Origin of the sequence: Turicibacter sanguinis, assembly GCF_013046825.1 — a bacterium.
In the GTDB taxonomy this organism is placed as follows: Bacteria; Bacillota_I; Bacilli_A; order MOL361; family Turicibacteraceae; genus Turicibacter; species Turicibacter sanguinis.
Genome location: NZ_CP053187.1, coordinates 287,463 through 305,235, shown reverse-complemented (window position 1 = coordinate 305,235; position 17,773 = coordinate 287,463). Strand labels below are relative to the sequence as shown.

Annotated in this window: 16 protein-coding genes and 1 riboswitch; of the genes, 11 read left to right on the top strand and 5 right to left on the bottom strand. The window is 34.8% G+C overall.

Annotated elements, in window-relative coordinates; genetic code table 11:
- Positions 1 to 7: 7 nt before the first annotated feature.
- A complete protein-coding gene (locus HLK68_RS01645) occupies positions 8 to 1,126 on the top strand; it encodes a GerAB/ArcD/ProY family transporter (RefSeq protein WP_055164946.1) in 1,119 nt (372 codons plus the stop codon).
- Positions 1,127 to 1,138: 12 nt separating this feature from the next.
- Here HLK68_RS01645 and HLK68_RS01640 read toward each other — a convergent pair whose 3' ends face one another.
- Both HLK68_RS01640 and HLK68_RS01635 read right to left on the bottom strand, forming a co-directional pair.
- Entirely contained in the window at positions 1,139 to 1,777 is a 639-nt protein-coding gene (locus HLK68_RS01640; RefSeq protein ID WP_006783449.1) for a hypothetical protein, read from the bottom strand.
- Between the two features lie 65 nt (positions 1,778 to 1,842).
- Complete coding sequence (locus HLK68_RS01635) at positions 1,843 to 2,772, bottom strand: YihY/virulence factor BrkB family protein (protein ID WP_006783448.1); 930 nt, start codon at positions 2,770 to 2,772, stop codon at positions 1,843 to 1,845.
- 191 nt (positions 2,773 to 2,963) lie between these two features.
- Between HLK68_RS01635 and pdaA the strand changes: the two genes are divergently transcribed.
- The gene (pdaA, locus tag HLK68_RS01630) at positions 2,964 to 3,752 is read left to right on the top strand and encodes a delta-lactam-biosynthetic de-N-acetylase (RefSeq protein ID WP_006783447.1); all 789 of its coding nucleotides are present in this window, start codon (positions 2,964 to 2,966) and stop codon (positions 3,750 to 3,752) included.
- Positions 3,753 to 4,619: 867 nt separating this feature from the next.
- Here pdaA and HLK68_RS01625 read toward each other — a convergent pair.
- Together HLK68_RS01625 and HLK68_RS01620 are read right to left on the bottom strand one after the other, a co-directional pair.
- Complete coding sequence (locus HLK68_RS01625) at positions 4,620 to 4,772, bottom strand: hypothetical protein (protein ID WP_006783446.1); 153 nt, start codon at positions 4,770 to 4,772, stop codon at positions 4,620 to 4,622.
- A gap of 423 nt (positions 4,773 to 5,195) precedes the next feature.
- Positions 5,196 to 6,803 carry a Na+/H+ antiporter NhaC family protein gene (locus HLK68_RS01620; RefSeq protein WP_132942880.1) on the bottom strand — a complete coding sequence of 536 codons (1,608 nt, stop codon included), beginning with the start codon at positions 6,801 to 6,803 and terminating at the stop codon, positions 5,196 to 5,198.
- Positions 6,804 to 6,960: 157 nt separating this feature from the next.
- Positions 6,961 to 7,133: riboswitch (Lysine riboswitch) on the bottom strand.
- A 252-nt stretch (positions 7,134 to 7,385) separates the two neighbouring features.
- Between HLK68_RS01620 and rlmD the strand changes: the two genes are divergently transcribed.
- From rlmD to HLK68_RS01590, 6 genes are all read left to right on the top strand, one after another.
- Complete coding sequence (rlmD, locus tag HLK68_RS01615) at positions 7,386 to 8,792, top strand: 23S rRNA (uracil(1939)-C(5))-methyltransferase RlmD (RefSeq protein WP_006783444.1); 1,407 nt, start codon at positions 7,386 to 7,388, stop codon at positions 8,790 to 8,792.
- A 424-nt stretch (positions 8,793 to 9,216) separates the two neighbouring features.
- Positions 9,217 to 10,488: a tetratricopeptide repeat protein gene (locus HLK68_RS01610; RefSeq protein WP_006783443.1), complete on the top strand. Its 1,272-nt coding sequence runs from the start codon at positions 9,217 to 9,219 to the stop codon at positions 10,486 to 10,488.
- A 298-nt stretch (positions 10,489 to 10,786) separates the two neighbouring features.
- Positions 10,787 to 11,497: a 5'-methylthioadenosine/S-adenosylhomocysteine nucleosidase gene (mtnN, locus tag HLK68_RS01605; RefSeq protein WP_132942879.1), complete on the top strand. Its 711-nt coding sequence runs from the start codon at positions 10,787 to 10,789 to the stop codon at positions 11,495 to 11,497.
- Between the two features lie 112 nt (positions 11,498 to 11,609).
- Positions 11,610 to 12,302 (top strand): response regulator transcription factor, encoded by a 693-nt coding sequence (locus HLK68_RS01600; protein WP_006783441.1) that lies wholly within the window; start codon positions 11,610 to 11,612, stop codon positions 12,300 to 12,302.
- Positions 12,292 to 13,605, top strand: coding sequence for a sensor histidine kinase (locus tag HLK68_RS01595; protein WP_132942878.1), 1,314 nt, complete (start codon positions 12,292 to 12,294; stop codon positions 13,603 to 13,605). Before HLK68_RS01600 ends, HLK68_RS01595 begins: the two co-directional genes overlap by 11 nt.
- 44 nt (positions 13,606 to 13,649) lie before the next feature.
- Positions 13,650 to 13,994 carry a hypothetical protein gene (locus HLK68_RS01590; protein WP_006783439.1) on the top strand — a complete coding sequence of 115 codons (345 nt, stop codon included), beginning with the start codon at positions 13,650 to 13,652 and terminating at the stop codon, positions 13,992 to 13,994.
- 247 nt (positions 13,995 to 14,241) lie between these two features.
- Here the strand turns inward: HLK68_RS01590 and HLK68_RS01585 are convergent, their stop codons facing one another.
- Positions 14,242 to 14,403, bottom strand: a complete 162-nt coding sequence (locus tag HLK68_RS01585; RefSeq protein WP_006783438.1) for a DUF1540 domain-containing protein — start codon at positions 14,401 to 14,403, stop codon at positions 14,242 to 14,244.
- A 169-nt stretch (positions 14,404 to 14,572) separates the two neighbouring features.
- On the opposite strand from HLK68_RS01585, the gene HLK68_RS01580 reads away from it, so the two are divergent.
- The 3 genes from HLK68_RS01580 to HLK68_RS01570 all read left to right on the top strand — a co-directional run bounded on the left by HLK68_RS01580 (position 14,573) and on the right by HLK68_RS01570 (position 17,730).
- Complete coding sequence (locus tag HLK68_RS01580; RefSeq protein ID WP_009606818.1) at positions 14,573 to 15,523, top strand: alpha/beta hydrolase; 951 nt, start codon at positions 14,573 to 14,575, stop codon at positions 15,521 to 15,523.
- 525 nt (positions 15,524 to 16,048) lie between these two features.
- Complete coding sequence (locus tag HLK68_RS01575; protein ID WP_006783435.1) at positions 16,049 to 16,720, top strand: response regulator transcription factor; 672 nt, start codon at positions 16,049 to 16,051, stop codon at positions 16,718 to 16,720.
- On the top strand, positions 16,717 to 17,730 hold the full coding sequence (locus HLK68_RS01570) for a sensor histidine kinase (protein WP_132942877.1): 1,014 nt from the start codon (positions 16,717 to 16,719) through the stop codon (positions 17,728 to 17,730). The genes HLK68_RS01575 and HLK68_RS01570 overlap by 4 nt, the downstream gene beginning before the upstream one ends.
- Positions 17,731 to 17,773 lie beyond the last annotated feature (43 nt).

Genomic DNA, 17,773 nt, shown 5'->3' with positions numbered 1-17,773 from the left:
TAGTCGTGTGAAAACATCACGGATTAGTTTAAATCAGATGTTTACCCTATTAATTCTATACTTAACCGCAAGTGCAACCCTAAGTAATGTTGGACGATTATCTGGACCAAATATTTGGATTGTGATGTTAATTGCGGCTGTTTTGGGTAGTATTTTATTTGTTATTTATCATCGAATTAGTTACTTACATGGATATCAGTCCTTAACGCTAATTCTTCAAGATGTATTTGGAAAGGTTTTAGGAAGCCTAGTTGTGCTAGTCTACTCAGGATATTTTCTTTATATGGGATATCGAATTGTGATTAGTACTGGTAATATGATTCAATTTACTGTCATGGAAGGCGCTAGCATGTTTTTAATTCTTGGATTGTTAGCGTTAGTGATTTGGTATGGAATGATGTTAGGATTTAATACGATTGGACGAGCATCTGAATTGTTATTTTATTTGGTATTAATCAGTTTCATTCCACTTGTTTTAGGGGTGTTTACATCAGGTATCTTTAATTTTGATCATTTTTTTCCGATTTTAGAACATGGGTTCAAAGAAGTAATCCCAGAAATTTATAAAACCACTGTTTTTCCTTACGGTGAATTGATTGCCTTTTTAGTCATTTTCCCTTTAGTGCCTAAAGCTCAGAGTCCAAAAATTTTAAAGGTTGGATTTGCAGCCTTAATTTGCGGAACCATTTTGCTTTTAATGGTAGATATTTTTAATATTGGAATATTAGGTGAGGATTTAGTTTATAACTTTGTTTATCCCTTCTTTAACTCGATGAAGATGGTCGGAGTCAATATCTTTTTTGAACGTCTTGATCCTCTTGCCATTATTATTTTAATGACCACTTGTTTCTTTAAGATTTGTGTTTATTTTTATGCCGGTACTAGCTTAATTAATGGAGTCTTTAAAAAAATAAATCATAAAATTATTTCTTTTCCTATTCTTGTAGTAATGTGTCTATGTGGGGCACATTTCCAAGAAAGCCAAGTTGAAAATTTAAATCAGATTTTAAATGTAAATCCAACTTACCTCTTACCAATCTTTGAATTAGCCATTCCTGTTTTAGTTTGGATTATTAGTGAGATTAAATATCATAAGCATCCTATAGAAAAAAGTGAGACAAATTAGTCTCACTTTTTTCTATTTACGATAAATGGTTGTGGTTGATAAGCGATCGATTTCGTCCCATGATAATTGAATATAATGGGCACTTAAGCGTTCGTTTTCAGAATTAGCTTCTAATAGTTGTTGGCGTGCATCAAGTGATTCAGAATTGAAAATATCATATTCTGCTTGTTTGGATTTAATGGTATATTGATATGCTTTTTGCACATAATCATGTAGCGTTTTTACCTCAGTGTTAGGTAAGGTTAAAGTCGCCATGTTATCCATTTCATTTGTGGCTTGATCAAATAAATTTTGACGAATGCTTTGGTAACCAGAAGTATCTTCTGAGGTACTCACGGCAAATAGTTGTGAAAGATTAGAATCGAGTAGTGCAATGGTGTCTTCGAGGGCCACAATTTTTTTATACATGTAATCAACAAAGTCTTGTTGAGTGGCGAATGTTAAAGCCACTTCTTCTTGAGGAGTTGAAACTTCAGGTGTTTCGGTGGTAGTCGTCGTCTCTTTTGTTGGTGTGTCAGTGGTGGTTAGGGTGTTACTGGTTATAAAGTTCTCGACGGTTTGAGGCGTTGAGACTTTAGATAACGTTGAATCCTGTGAGCATGCACTTAAAAGTAGCGTGAGCATGGCGAAGGATAGGCAATATTTTTTCATGATTTCACCTCAGTAATCAAAATAGTCTTGCTAAATTCTATTCATGAGGTGCTAAAGATATGCGATTATTTTGAATCTGATATTTCTGTAGGAGCAAATTTTGTCCATTTTGATAGATAGCGAAAACGATTGAAAATTCCAAGTTTTTGTTCGTAGGAAACGCCACCGAAGTAATCACGTTTAAGAATGTAATTCACTTGGAGGCCAATCATAATGGTATATCCGAGAATAAAGAGCCAAAACAGTAGCATGATGATCACGGATAGGCTCCCATAAAATTTATTATAGTTTGCAATATGGTTGGCATAGAAGGTGAATCCAATTGATGACACACTCCATCCAATTGAGGTGACAAGAGCTCCCGGAATGATTTCACCCACTCTCATTTTGATACTTGGTGCTAAATAGAATAGCGATAAAAAGAAGCTAAAATAACCTAAGAAGCTAATCAGTGATTTAATGATATTAAAAATCAGCAGTAAATGAGATTGGATATGGATATTTAAAATTTTAAAAATTAAAATGATAAGGCCTTGACCAAATAAAGCGAATACTGTGACTAAGGCAAGTGATAAAATCATGAAAATAACAATAAGGAAAGAAAAAATACGTTCTAAATAGGCAAATTTCATATAAGGAACTTGATAAGTGGTATTGGCAGCGGCGGCAATTCCGTAGAATCCTTTAGAGATTAACCACATAAACGAAATACCCGTTGTAATAAGAAAAAAGATATTTCCAGAAGGGGTCGACGTTGTTGAAAAAAGATTCATTAAAAGTAGTTTTAACTCATTGGGTGCATAAGCCATGATTAAATACTCGACTAAATCTGTATTCAAAGATAAATAGGTTCCAAGTTGAACAATTACAACAAGAAGAGGAACAATGGCCATCACGAGGTTAAAAGCAATTTGCTCGGGTAATCCTTTGATTTCCCGTTTTTTGAGTTGTTCACTTAGCTTTTTAAGAAATTCGAGAGAAAAGATATGCTCCATCGGGTGTGCCTCCTGTTTATAATTTCTGATTAAAAAACTATTAGATTTTAACATTTAATTCCATTATAGTAAATGAATCATCATAAATGAATCAAATTTATCGCTAAAATTTATCAGTTGTTTATGTATATATTGTGCAGAAATTCGACAAATTATTATAGAATTCTTTTTGATAATGAGAGGTGATAAAAATGAAAAGAAAGTTCAACTTTGGAACAATAATGTTAACATTATTACTTTGTTTAGGGTCATTTTTTACGGCTTCAGCAAAGAATATTGGTTGGGGAATTCCTAAAGGTGAAAATCATCAACAACCTTGGCCAGGCCAAGAATATGATGATATCGTTCGAAATAATGATGCATTTTATATTGCACCAGCTGATCAGATGGATTTATATTTAACATTTGATTGTGGTTACGAGAATGGAAATACCCCATTAATCTTGGATGTATTAAAAAAATATGATGTTCCAGCCATTTTCTTTGTTACAGGTCATTTTATGGAACAAAATCCTGAATTAGTACAACGAATGGTGGATGACGGTCATATTATCGGGAACCATACGTATCATCATCCCGATTTAACAAAAGTCAGCAAGGAAAAATTTAACGAAGAATTAACATTAATTGAAAATAAATATACAGAAATTACAGGAAAAGAAATGGTGCGCTTTTTAAGACCACCCGAAGGGCATTTTAATCAACAAGTTCTAGATTGGTCAAAAGAGCGTGGATACTATAATCTATTCTGGTCTTTAGCCTATATGGATTGGCACGTCGATCAACAACGTGGTTGGCAGTATGCCTATGATCAGATTTTGGCTCGCATTCATCCCGGTGCGATTATTTTAATGCACAGTATTTCAAAGGACAACGCAGAATGCCTTGATCGTCTAATTCCAAAACTCCGAGAAGAAGGATATGAGTTTAGATCTGTGCAATATTTATTGACACGTGATATGCCTGAACCTATTGAATAAAAACCCAAAAAAACACAAAAAAGACATACTCTTTTCATTATTCGTACATAAATATATGTCATAATATAAACGGATGAAAATGATAAAAAATTTTCTCCCCCTTTGATTTTCTTATTCATTATGTTTTCTCACTCCCTAAACGGTCTGTGTTCCCCCACAGGCCGTTTATTTGTTAGCCCAACTATTTTCGTTTTACGAAAATTAGTTGGACTATACTCCGCCTTTGGCGGAGTTATCCATGCAAGTGCCACGATAGACGAGAGTCTATCGTATTTTTATAGAAAATATATTTTTTAGTAGACTGAAAGGCGGAGTTATCCATGCAAGTGCTGAGATAGACGTGAGTCTATCTCTTTTTTTATAGAAGGTGTAGATTTTAGCAGAATGATGGATTAGCGCTACTATGTTAGCTGTTCTTCCTAAACGAAGTGAAGGATAGAACAACTATACACCTGTGGTGTACTCGGCGTCAGGCCGAGTTATCCTAACAAGGGGGACCCCATCCACGAAGTGGTTTTCTCCACTAATGGGGTGCCAAATACCATAGGTGTGAGCCCATTCCCTAGTAGTGGAGGATAAGATTGCTAGTAGCAATCGCTAGGTGACCCATTCCCTAGTAGTGGAGGATAAGATTGCTAGTAGCAATCGCTAGGTGACCCATTCCCTAGTAGCGGAGGGGAAGATTGCTAGTCCCAATCGCTAGGTAACCCATTGCCTAGTAGCGGAGGATAAGATGCTAGTCCCAATCGCTAGGTAACCCATTGCCTAGTAGCGGAGGATAAGATGCTAGGTGACCCATCTCATTTTTATAAAAGAATTTTATTATTTAACATAAAAAGGTCCCGCTTCTATTGGGACCTTTTTATGTTAAAACATATCGGTGTGAGCCCCGACTTCGACGGCAAGTTCAAGAGCAGAAATGAGTTTTTCAGCTTCGGTATGACCGGGTGCGATTTCGAGTAATTCTTCGACTAGATTGTATTGACTTTCGGTAAGTTGGAAAGTTTTTGTTTTTTCCATGAAGAGTCTCTCCTTTTATTCGAAATACTATTAGTATAGGTAATTTGTTTCCTATTATACTTTATTAGTTATTTTAAAATTTATGACGATTTTCGTTGAATTTTAAAGTTTATCATTGTGATGATAAAGCCCTCAGTTTCCTCTTCAGATTTTGCAACATCTGAAACATTAAATCCTATAAAAGGAAGAAAATAAAATTTTAAAAAAGTTTGTTTATTTTGTTTAAGATTTGAAAAGTGTTCCCATAATGTACTTGTATGAGACGTAACTCTCCCCCTATGTTATGTTTAGTACAAGATGATAAATCTTTTCTCCAATTCTCAACCTCTCTTAGAAATATAATAAAAAGGAGTCATTGAATCAGTTTCCCCCCTGTTCATTGACTCCTTTTAAATTTATGTCATATTCTCCCGTTTTGATTTCTTATTCATTTGGCATTAAGTGTAGGTTTTCAACTTTCTTAACGTTTTGACGTCGAGCATAGAAAATTACCAAAGCAAATCCTAAAGCCATGACGATGTAAGACGTCATTAAAGTCCCTGTCACCCCAAACGCCATATAGCCTAAGGCAGCGATACCTGCTGATAATAGAGCGTAAGGGAGTTGGGAGTTGAAGTGAGCTCCGAGGTCACAACCTGACCCAGTGGCTGATAGAAGGGTTGTATCTGAAATCGGTGACGCGTGATCTCCAAAAATTGCACCCGATAAGACAGCAGCCATAACCGGTATCATCAGATTTAAGTCGATGGCTGCGGCAACACTTCCCGCAATTGGAAGTAAGATTCCGAATGATCCCCAAGATGTTCCGGTTGAGAAAGCCATAAAACTTGCGACTATAAACATGACAACTGGAATAAAGTTTGGATTAATATTGGTGCTTGTAATCACTGAAGCTAAATAGCCTCCAGCATCTAAGGCTCCAACTAGTTCACAAATCGCCCAAGCTAATAATAAAATTCCAATCGCTCCAAACATAGAGCGAGCTCCTATCATAAAAGCTTTTAAAAAATCAGGTAGTGTGACTTCTTTGTTTAAAACATGACGATAAGCCAGTCCCATTGAAACGATTAATCCAGCCATTCCTCCATAACGAAGTGCTTTAGAGAGAGCGATGTTGTCAAGGACGGTGAAGAAGAAGTTAAACTCAGGATCAGTGACTGATTGTGCCCCTTGAATTCCGGTGATAGCCATCGTTCCAACTGTGACAATAATTAAGGTTAGAATAGGAAGAATTAAGTCCCAAATCGTTCCTTTTGAAGATTCAACATCTTTTTCATGAGGATTCGATAGTTCGCTGCCTACAATTGAGCTGTCGCTTCCTTGTAACGTGTCGGCTTCGTATTTTTTCATTAATCCAAGATTTAAGTTAAAGCGAATGACAACGAAGACCATGATGAGGGTTGTGATGACATAAAAATGATAAGGAATGGTCATTAAGAAGGCTGAGAAGGCACTGTAAGAAATGCCTGCTCCTGCTAAGATGACAGCCATAGAACCCATGATTCCAGTTGCCCAACTTGAAATGGGGGAAATGACACAAATAGGTGCTGACGTTGAATCAACGATATAAGCGAGACGAGCTCGCGATACTTTTTGTGCTTCGGCTAATGGTTTTGAGACATTTCCAACGACTAAAGCGTTGAAGTAGTCATCAACAAAAATCAGAATTCCTAAAATAGCAGCGGTATATTGTACCCCTTCGCGTGTTTGAACGCGACGAATAATGGCTTTTGTAAAAGCAGTGGCCCCTCCTGATAAGACGATATAGCCTGTAATAATACCTAGGGCGATTAAAAAGAAGATGATGGACATATTCCACTCATTTAAGAATCCGTAAAGTCCATCCTCTTCAATGACTAGAGAACTAAAAGTGATGAGTATGGTTGAGATGGTATCTCCGATGCTAAATGCTGATAAAATTAAAGCAGCACAGATGACACCGACTCCTAGTGATAAGATAACGCGACGTGTGATGATAACCAAAAGAATTGTGAGGATTGCCGGAATTAAGGCATAGATGGTTCCAACCATTTTCATTCTCTCCTTTTATATTGAACTTTGATTGAATCATCTCGTCCGGCTCTGAAAGTTATAAAAAAAAGAGCAATGCAGAGTTAAACTCATACATTGCTCAATAATGGGGTAGCTAAAAAAAGATCCCTTAGTGATACACGTATTATTTAACTCTCCGATCATTAGTTCTCCACTACCATAGGCAGTGACAGTGTTAGACTTCTTCAATCTAACCCCAGCAAAAAATAGCGGACACTATTTTCACTTCGGCATGGATACCTTTTAGAATTTGTCTTAGACGTCACTCTCGAAATTCCTACTCTTTAGCCATGCACCTCTAACTCATCAAAGAGAACAGAGACGTATTCAATTATCCCTATTGTAGCATCTTTTATTGTAGAGTCAATATAAATTGTTATAAATAAGTAAAAATGGTATAAAATTACGTATCATTGCAACATAATAAATGAAAGATCATCATCTCAGTGTATTTATTGCGAATAAGAGAGGATTTTGTCAACTATCTGCGAATAAGATATGTAAAATAATCACGAATGTGGTAAGATAAAGGGTAGCTTAAAAGCATTGGAGGTTTTTTTTATGAATATGTCACCTTTAAAGGTTGGTCAAGAATTTTTAGTGACGATTAAACGCATCGGGATTAACGGTGAGGGAATCGGTTATTATAAAAAACAAGCGGTGTTCATCCCAGGAACATTAGTTGGGGAAGAAGTTGTGGCAACTTGTACACGTGTAGCAGGTGGTTATGCAGAAGCAGAATTAGTACGCGTTAAGAAAAAATCAAGACATCGTTGTCAACCAGCTTGTGAGGTTTATGGACAATGTGGTGGATGTCAATTACAACATATGACCTACCCGGAACAATTGCGTATTAAACGCGATGCCATTTGGCAAGCGGTTGAACGTTACACCAATTTAGATCCTGAAGAATTAGATATCCGTCCAACGATGGGAATGGATAATCCATATAATTATCGTAACCGTGCTCAAATGCCAGTTGGGTATGATGAAGATGGTGTGATGGTCGGATTCTATAGCATGAACTCACGAGAGTTAGTAAATGTCACAGATTGTGAGGTTCAATACGAAGAAATCAACAAAGTCGTGAATCACGCGGTTGATTTATTAGATGATTATAAAGTTTTTGCGTATGCACCCAAAACGAAAAAAGGAACAGCTCGTCACATTGTCGTTCGTCGTGGATATCGAACAGGTGAGATTCAAGTGACGTTTGTATTAGCGAATAAAGACTTCAAGAAGATGTATTCTTTAGCGCTTGATTTAATGAAGTATTGTCCTGAAGTGAAGTCAGTTTATGTCAACTATAATTCTGATGACACGCATGAAATCTTTGGACCAGATATGATTAAAGTAGCGGGAGAAGATTTTATTACAGATCGTTTAGGTAAATTTAAATTTAATTTATCACCACGCGCTTTCTATCAATTAAATCCAGAACAAACAGTGAAGTTATATAATCAAGTGAAGTATGCTGCTTCTTTAACAGGAACTGAAAAAGTGGTAGATGCTTACTGTGGAGTTGGAACGATTGGTCAATGGGTGGCTGATCAGGCAAGTGAAGTACGTGGGGTGGATATTACTCGTGCGGCTATCATTGATGCGAAAGCAAATGCAAAATTAAATAACATTGATAATACGTATTATGCGGTTGGTAAAGCAGAGTCAATCGTGCCAAAATGGGCAAATGAAGGATTCAAACCAGATGTGGTTATCGTCGATCCACCTCGTACGGGAATGGGGCCTGAGTTAATTGAGATGTTAAAACGTGTCCAACCAAAACGTATTGTCTACGTATCATGTAATCCATCAACGTTAGCTAAAAACTTAAAAGAGTTAACAAAAAAATACCGAGTAGATTATATTCAACCGATTGATATGTTCCCTCAAACATCTCATGTTGAAGCGGTTGTTCGTTTAACTCGTATGGATAAATCAGAAAAAGTAAAAAAAGATTCACGTCGTTAATTTAGGAGACTGAATCGACATCATAAATTTTATCTTAAGCGTCATAAAAGATAATTTTATAAGGTTAAAGGCATAGACCTTGCGACTAGAATTAAAGTCAAGAAGATTACTTAAATTGTAATGTTCTTGACTTTTTTTGTTGTTAGATGATTTAGATGAGTGAAATTTAAATGCATAAAATGACAGGTTTATAAGAGATGAATCATGAATTAGAATATTAAGAGGATGAGAAGTTTATTTTCTATCATTAAAACCAAGAAAAATGATGTTTTTTGTTGTAAAATAGAGTTAGGTTATATCTATCATTTAAAATAAGTTTTTCATACTTGGAAAATTTTTAGCGATACTCGTGGAGTTGAGAATAGATACTTATAGGATGTCTTAGTCTCAAAAAGACTTAAATTCTCAGGATGATTTAGATTGGATGGAGTTGAAGCAATTGTTTTTAGAAGTATCAGAAAAAATCAAATGGTGTCGACGTCAATATCATATTAAGCAAGAGGCTTTTCAGGCGTATGGTATTTCTCGTAGTTATATTAGTATGGCAGAAAATGGACGCCGCATTATTCCTAATGAAACAGTTGAGTTGATTTATAGCATTCTTTTGGAGTTATCAGATGGGGCTTTACAAGAAGAGTTTACACTAGAATCATTTAAAAAATCGGCCGTTGAACAGGCAAAGGATTGGGTGTCTGAGCGCTGTCGATTGGAAACCTTATCAACTGAATATGAAAAATTTAAAAAAGTCGTGGCACAGTATGAACTATATGAAGAAGGCCTAAAGTTAGAAGAATTAATTGCCGTTGATTATCAACAAAAAAGTCAATGGATTGAATCGAATCAACACTTTTCGTTGGCGATTTCCTACGCTTCTTTAAGTCATCAAAATCCAACGTTATTGTACCGTGGGATTGGTTTAAATATGGAGAAAATGGGAATGTATGAAGAGAGCATTTCTTATTTGAAGATGAGCCTTCATTCACTAAGCCCAGATATGACGGAGTATCGTTATAAAATTCTTTATAATTTAGCCAAAGGATATTTTCAGGTCGACCAACTTGATTTAGCGTTAAATCATATTGACTTAGCACTAAGAGAGGGAGAGACGCCCCAACCTCTAACTCGGGCAGCTCACATTATTCTTAAAGGGATTGTTTTGCGCAAATGTGGTCGAATTCAAGAGGCCATAGACGTGCAAGTTGCTTTTATTGAAAATCCATGCTATCCGCCATTTGTCACCGAAGTTTATCAAAATTTAAGTTATTTATACAAATCTCAAGGGAGATTTGAAGAGGCATTGGAGGTTTTAAATCATTTAGTTCAGGTTGTGACCGATGAAGTAAAAAAGCATTTAGCACTTGGATTAATGGGGACTATTTATTACGAGTTAGGTGATTATGAACTGGCAGAGGATTACTTAAATCAATCAAAAGAAAAAATTTTAAAATATGGGATATTCGAACAAGCGAAAGCTGTCACGAGTTCTTTAATTGATATGTACATTTTAAAAGGAGTTGAATCACAGATGATTAACTTCTTTGATGAAATAAATGAGTATGTTGGTCAGAAGTATTTATCACCCGCTATTTTTCATCATGTCAAATCTTATTTGTTTGATCAATTTTATCATAATAAAATTGATGAAAGACAGTTCAAATTATGGATGTTTCATGTCGAATGTTTAGGAAGGGATTAAAATGAAGAGAAAATGATTAAGGTTATTCGTGATGATGGGGGTCTTCATCCATAGTAATTTATTCAATTTTGAAGTTTTAGCTTATGATCACACTACAGAACATGGTTGGGAAACGACCCCAGATATTCGTGTTTAAGTCGAATGATCATCATTTTAATTAAACTCGCTTCAATAATTGGAGCGAGTTTTTGTATGAAATCCCTTCAATAGGTTCTCGTCTATTAACTATTGCATATAGTAAGATAGGTAGAAATGAGTCAGATAAAATTGATCCTGAATTGGATAAAGGGTGATGAACATGTTGTGTATTTTTTGCGAATCTAAGTTTGAAGCGCAACAATTATTAGCTAAATTGAATGATTATAAAATCGTCACAGATTATCTCTTCAACATTTATGAAATAAAATTGAATGGGAAAGAGATCATTTTGGTTCAAGCAGGAGAGGGAAAAGTTAATTTTGCTTATGCAATGGGTGTGATTACAGAGAAGTATCCGATTACCGCGGTTATTGGATTTGGAAATTGCGGATATATCGGAAAGCAAAAAAAAGATCTTGGAGATATTGCCATTTCAGATATGGTTTTCCAATATGATGTCGATTTTCAAGCCAATCATTATCGATTATTTGAAATTCCTGGAACGAATCAAGTTGTTTTCCCAAGTGACTTACATTTAAAGCAATTTGCTTTAATGGCTTGTAAGTATTTAGATTATAAGGGCCAGGTTGGACTTTTTGGAACAGCAGATCGTTTTATTAATAGTAGCATTATTTCCGAACATTTAAATCAAAGTTATCGCATTGAGTTTATAGATGTTGAGGCAGCTGTTTTAGGTCAAGTCGCTTATCGTCATCATCTCCCATTTATTTGTGTTAAAGCAATCTCTCATTATGGAGATGATGACGCTTTTCAAACCTTTAAACAGGCGTTTCAAGCTGCTAATGAACGATCAAGTGATGTTGTTTATACGATGCTTGAAGCCATGACGCGAAAAGGTGTTTATTGTTAGGAATATAAAATAATTGAAAAAGACAACCTATGGTTGTCTTTTTTTGATGAATTTTATTTAATTTATGATATAACTGAGATAAGTTAATTTTTTTAAAGGTGGGATGAAGTAGATGAAAAATAGAATTTTAGTCGCTGATGATAATCAAGATATTCGTCAAATTCTTCAAATCTTATTAACAGGTGATGGGTACGAGGTTGTGACGGCTTGTAATGGTGAGGAAGCCATTGAATTAATGGATGAGAGTATTGGACTTGTGATTTTAGATGTCGAGATGCCAAAGAAGTCTGGGATTGTTGTCTGCTCTGAAATACGTCAGAAGTCTTTTGTTCCGATTTTATTTTTAACGGCCTATGGCCAAGAATCGGATAAAACGATGGGATTTTCAGCGGGTGGCGATGATTATATCACGAAACCTTTTTCAAATAGTGATTTATTGATCCGTGTTAAAGCATTATTAAGACGAGCGTATCAGTATCATTCAACGACTCAGGTAAAGGTAGAACCGACGATTACGATTGGTGATTTAGTGGTGGATTTGAATTCGACGCGTGTGATTTTAGAGGGAAAAGAGGTTTCCTTGACCACGACAGAATATGAGATTTTACGACTATTGATTACTCATCGTAAAAAAATATTTTCGATGGAACAAATTTATCAAAGTATTTGGAATGATTCAGGGCAAGTGATTGGTGACAATGCCGTCATGGTTCACGTGCGAAATTTGAGAAAAAAAATTGAGAAGGATTCAAAAAATCCAGTCTATATTAAGACGGCTTGGGGAAAAGGGTATTATGTGGATTAATCGATTTCTTGAAAAGGTAGGGTTACCAAAGTGGAGCTTAGTGATTACAGGATATGTGGTCATTTCATTATTACTATCTTTTATAAGTTATGTTATTTTAGAGGAATCACTTTATTCGTTAACGAGTAAAGTTGTGAATCAGTCTCCCAGTTATGCAGACGAAATGGATCGAATCAATCGAGATATTCAGGCGTACATTACGAATCATCAATTATCTTTAGAAAATGCTAAGCAACTAGAAGAATGGCATCGAGCACATGATGATTTGCTAATTTTGATTTACCAAGGAGATGAACTTTATTATGATTCAAGCTTAATCTCTTATGGGTATCAAGAATCTGATGTCATGTACATTCCAAAAACTTATGCACTCCAATTTAGTGACGGGACGGCTTGGATAGATATTTATCCGTTTTTTAATCTTAATTTTTATTTGTGGGGACGAGTATTGTGTGTCATAGCTTCGATGGTGATTTTTATGATTACCTTTATGACCTTGTTGCATCGACAGATTACTTATATCTTAGAAATTAGCCATGCCGTTGAACGAATGAAAAATGGTCAGTTATCGACTCAAATTGAAGTGAGAGGTCAGCATGAAATCTCTCAGTTAGCAGCAGACATTAATGACATGGCTAAAACTTTAGAACAACAAATAGAACTTGAGAAAGAATTAAAACAGCAAAACATTCAAATGATTAGATCACTATCTCATGACTTAAGAACCCCCTTAACCGCTGTTATCTCTTATTTAGATATCATCAAGCAGGAAAAAGATAAGGGAGAACAGACGAAATATCTAGAGATTGTGTCTAGCAAGGCATTTCAGATCAAATATTTAATTGATCAGTTGTTTCGTCAGTGTGTTGTAGAAGAAAAAAAAGCGCCAGTTATGACGCTAAATGCAGATGAGATGATTGAACAGTGTTTACATGAAGTCGTTTCTTCACTGGAAAGTGAAGGGTTTGAGGCTTTGGTAGAGGTTGAAATCGAGAATTCATTTAGTTTACAGATGGAACGTCATGATTTTTACCGTTTAATCGATAATATTTGTTCAAATTTATTAAAATATGCGGATGCTTCACATCCGATTAAGTTTAGAATTTGCGAATTAGAAGATGTTTTAGTTATCAAGGTTTGTAATAAAGTTTTACTTCAAATCAGTGATGAGATTGAAAGTCATGGAGTAGGACTGCAAAGTTGTCGTATGCTGATTGAGAGTGTTGGAGGAAAACTAGAAGTTTATCAAGAATCAGATCAGTTTATTTTTGAGTGTGAGTTACCAATCCTACAGAATTGTTAAGATTTTTCAACATAAATTTTAAAGATTTGGATGCTATAATACAGATGTTAGAAAAAGGAGGGAATGAAATGGCACTTGGTTATTTGTTTTTGTTATTTGTTATTTTATTTATTTTAGCATTTTTAATCGTTGTTCTTTTGATAAACGTTAAAAAGTCTAAACTAACACATGCTATGATCTGGATTTCAGCTGTTTATAGTTTTTGGTTAGCCTGGATAAATGTCACTTCATTGCCGACGAATTTTTATTTAGAACAAGGAATTGGAATTTTGATTGGTACAAGTGCATTAGTTGGACTTATTTTATATTATCGACATCGTACGGGATGGGCAAAAGGATTTGTTATTTTTTCCATTGTTGCAAACATTGTTCAATTATTTTTATTCTAATTTAAAAAGCAAACGCTCGATGTTTGCTTTTTTTATTTTCTATCAGTTTATTAACTCAATTAAGGGGCATATAAGAAAACAGACATGATGATCAGATAGGAAGTAAAAAAAATCCTTTTTTATTAAATCAGTTGTCTTATTTTAGGGAATTGCTGAATATAATGAATTAAATATGGTTTTCCTGGGAAATTTTAAAAGCTAGGGTAGCCCTAGCTTTAGAAGATATTAGGATGGAGACAACGTGTGATTATTTTAATTCAAATGACTGACAGTCAGTACATTCACATTGGACTGGGTTCTTTTCATGTGTTCCCACTGTGATTTGATTTAATTGACAGAAATGTTTTTGATTGTTATTAAATTTACAACTACTTACTGTACATTTGACACCTGGATTTTTATCATGCATTGTGATCATCCTCCAATAAATTTGTTGTTAAACAACAATTATAGTATGAGAATTTAGGAGTAAAGTTATGAATGTTAAATGTTTACAAATCAAATAATTTGAAAAACAAAATAATTTTGATATAATAAATAAAAAGCAATGACTGAATTCCAAAAAGAGGTGATTTAGAATGAAAAAAAAGAAAAAGGTCATTATCGGTTCAACGGTTGGTGCAGGATCTATTTTTGCGTTAGCAACTTGGATTATTGGGAATATGGTTTATGATGGAACAGTTGGAAAGAATCCGTCAGTTAGTGCAGAAGATATGACTGTTTTTTACACAGAGCGTGAAGATAAAGTGTTAGACACATTAGATAAATATGAACATGCTACAACCTTTGTACAGAGTCCTATAAATGGCTATGAGGTTGAAGTTTTAGATATTAAGGCGAATACGCCAACAAATGATGTGATGGTAATTGTTCACGGAATCGGAAGCAATTATCATGAGGTCTTAAATTCGGCTTTTAATTATTTAGAAAATGGTTATAATGTGGTTGTTTACCATCAACGTCATACCGGATTAACAGGTGGTGAAAATTATACGTTTGGATTATATGAGCGATTTGATTTAGATGCTGTTGCAGGATTTGCTCGTGAGTTATATCCAAATGGAATTTTAGGAATTCACGGATTTTCGATGGGAGCTGCCACAGCAACGATGCATACTGAGTTAAATGAAGAAAGTAAATATGCTGATTTTTATGTGTTAGACGCGCCATATCATACGATGGAGAGTGCTGTTGAACTTGGAATTATCGCTGAAAATATTCCATTTTTACCGGTGAGTTATGCTAAATGGGCTGGGAATGTCGTGTTAAAACTTAAAGAAAATCTAGTTTATGATGATATTCAACCTGTTAAAGCTGTTTCGAATATTACGGTTCCCGTGTTATTAATTCATGGAACAGAAGATAAGGTTACCCCACCAGAGAGTAGCCAGTATATTTATGATGCGATTCCACATGAACAAAAAGAACTTTGGTACATAGAGGGACTCGGTCATTGTGAAGCGGATGACTTAATGGAGAAGGAGTATTTTAGTGGAATTTATCAATTTATCGAGAAATACGTTAGATAAGTTGAATGACAATATGAAGACAGGCTCATCTCATTTCGTTTAGACGAATTGAGATGATTTTTTTATATGACAAAAATGAAAGATTTCTGTCATCTAGTTCGATGTTATAAGATTAGGGCAGGAGATATAATGTATCTGTCAGCGAGTTTTAACAAAACTTTTTGAGGAGATGATGGAGATGAAATTTGTAATCGAAATCTTAAACGTAATTGGTTTAGTCTTAATAGTAGGGATTAAAGAAGAGAATGTGAATGAGTGGTGCAAGTAGCATTTTAAATACATCAGTTTAATTAAAGGAAGATGGGAGAGATGATCATGTTAAGAGCAGTAATGGAAATTTTAAAAGTCATCGTATTAGTCTTAGTAATCGGAGTAAAAGAAGAGACTGTCAATGAGTTATATGTAGCAGAGTAAACTTGAGTTCAGATAGATGAACTCTTTTTTTTGTGACAAAATTGTAAGGATAATTATACCAGACGCTAGGGTATAATAAGAGTAGTTGGATTTAGAAGTGGAGGTATCATTTTGCAAAAAATTATGATTATTGAAGATGCAGAAGTGATTCGTGAAGAGCTTCAAATTTTTTTAAGCCGTTATGGTTATGAGGTTGAAGCACCAACGGATTTTTCAAATATTGTAGAACAGGTAGAAACGATCAAGCCACAATTAATTTTATTAGATATTAATTTACCTGTTTTTGATGGATATTATATTTGTAAAGAAGTGCGAAAATCATCTGATGTTCCAATTATTGTCGTAACGAGTCGAGATAGTGAGCTAGATGAGTTAATGAGTATGAATTTAGGCGCTGATGATTTTATTACCAAACCGTATAATACGCAAATTTTATTAGCGCGCATCTCATCCATTTTAAAACGAACGTATGGTTCTTTGTCGGCAAGTGAGACGCTTTGTTATAAAGGTCTGACGCTGAATTTGTCGAATGGAAGTATCACTTATGAACAAAAGACGATGGAGCTTACAAAGAATGAACTGAAAATTTTAGGATGTCTCATTAAAAATCAGGGCCAAATTGTCTCGAGGGATGTTTTGATGGAGCATTTATGGAAATCAGATTTATTTGTTGACGATAATACGTTGTCGGTGAATGTGACACGTCTTCGAAAAAAACTAGAGGAAATTGGTCTTAAGGATGCGATTGAAACGCGTCGTGGGCTAGGGTACATCATGCCATGAGATTCGTTGATTATGTAAAGAATCATGTTACCTTTTTAGTCATTCAAATGTTAGTTTTTTTAGTTATTTTAATGTTTATGCTTATTGCTAAAGTGAGCGGAGTCGTTATTTTTTTAGTTGGATGTTTATGGTTTATTCCAGTTATCTCTTATATGCTGATTGAATACTTTAAATGGCGACGTTACTTTAATCAATTGGAGTCGGTCTTAGAAGAACTTGAGGAGAAATATTTAGTGGCAGAGGTGGTTGAAGAGCCAGAATTTTTAGAAGGCCAACTTTTTCACAGTTTATTGTATGATATTACGAAATCGATGCATGAAAATGTCAATAAATACGAAGAACTTGAAACGGAATATCGGGAATATATTGAGACATGGGTTCATGAAATTAAAACGCCGATTGCTTCTTTGAAATTGATTCTTGAAAATAATGAAAGTGACGTGGCACGTCGTGTTGAGGATGAAGTGAAAAAGGTGGAAGCTTTTATTGAACAGGCACTCTATTATGCGAGAAGCAATGATGTCAGTAAAGATTATGTGATTAAAGAGTTTGAGTTGAAATCTGTTGTGATGAAGGTGATTCGTCAAAATTCACGAGACTTTATTTTAAAGAAAGTTTCCGTCGATTTAGGTGAAATCGAGGGTTGCTTATTGAGTGATCTAAAGTGGGTTGAATTTATTATTAATCAATTAGTGGTGAATGCCATTAAGTATTCAAAACCTGAGAATGCTGTGGTTAAGATTTCATCAAACGTGCATAATCAGCAAATTATTTTAAGGATTGAGGATAATGGGGTAGGCATTAGTGAGAAAGATTTAGGACGTGTTTTTGATAAAGGATTTACAGGTGAAAATGGTCGCATTTTTGGTAAGTCGACGGGAATGGGACTTTATTTGTGTAAAAAACTGTGTCATAAGTTAAGTATTGGAATTTATCTCGATTCGGAAGTGAACAAAGGAACGACTGTTAAATTGATTTTTCCACAAGGAAATTTATTAATTTTTAAATAATTTCCTCTAAAAATTGCCATACTGTAACTATTAAAGTTGCATT

What these genes read in the sequence shown, in the direction of transcription:
- HLK68_RS01640 (WP_006783449.1), bottom strand. Translation starts at nt 1,777, where the DNA reads ATGAAAAAATATTGCCTATCCTTCGCCATGCTCACGCTACTTTTAAGT.
- HLK68_RS01635 (WP_006783448.1), bottom strand. Translation starts at nt 2,772, where the DNA reads ATGGAGCATATCTTTTCTCTCGAATTTCTTAAAAAGCTAAGTGAACAA.
- pdaA (WP_006783447.1), top strand. Translation starts at nt 2,964, where the DNA reads ATGAAAAGAAAGTTCAACTTTGGAACAATAATGTTAACATTATTACTT.
- HLK68_RS01625 (WP_006783446.1), bottom strand. Translation starts at nt 4,772, where the DNA reads ATGGAAAAAACAAAAACTTTCCAACTTACCGAAAGTCAATACAATCTA.
- HLK68_RS01620 (WP_132942880.1), bottom strand. Translation starts at nt 6,803, where the DNA reads ATGGTTGGAACCATCTATGCCTTAATTCCGGCAATCCTCACAATTCTT.
- rlmD (WP_006783444.1), top strand. Translation starts at nt 7,386, where the DNA reads ATGAATATGTCACCTTTAAAGGTTGGTCAAGAATTTTTAGTGACGATT.
- HLK68_RS01610 (WP_006783443.1), top strand. Translation starts at nt 9,217, where the DNA reads ATGGAGTTGAAGCAATTGTTTTTAGAAGTATCAGAAAAAATCAAATGG.
- mtnN (WP_132942879.1), top strand. Translation starts at nt 10,787, where the DNA reads ATGTTGTGTATTTTTTGCGAATCTAAGTTTGAAGCGCAACAATTATTA.
- HLK68_RS01600 (WP_006783441.1), top strand. Translation starts at nt 11,610, where the DNA reads ATGAAAAATAGAATTTTAGTCGCTGATGATAATCAAGATATTCGTCAA.
- HLK68_RS01595 (WP_132942878.1), top strand. Translation starts at nt 12,292, where the DNA reads ATGTGGATTAATCGATTTCTTGAAAAGGTAGGGTTACCAAAGTGGAGC.
- HLK68_RS01590 (WP_006783439.1), top strand. Translation starts at nt 13,650, where the DNA reads ATGTTAGAAAAAGGAGGGAATGAAATGGCACTTGGTTATTTGTTTTTG.
- HLK68_RS01585 (WP_006783438.1), bottom strand. Translation starts at nt 14,403, where the DNA reads ATGCATGATAAAAATCCAGGTGTCAAATGTACAGTAAGTAGTTGTAAA.
- HLK68_RS01580 (WP_009606818.1), top strand. Translation starts at nt 14,573, where the DNA reads ATGAAAAAAAAGAAAAAGGTCATTATCGGTTCAACGGTTGGTGCAGGA.
- HLK68_RS01570 (WP_132942877.1), top strand. Translation starts at nt 16,717, where the DNA reads ATGAGATTCGTTGATTATGTAAAGAATCATGTTACCTTTTTAGTCATT.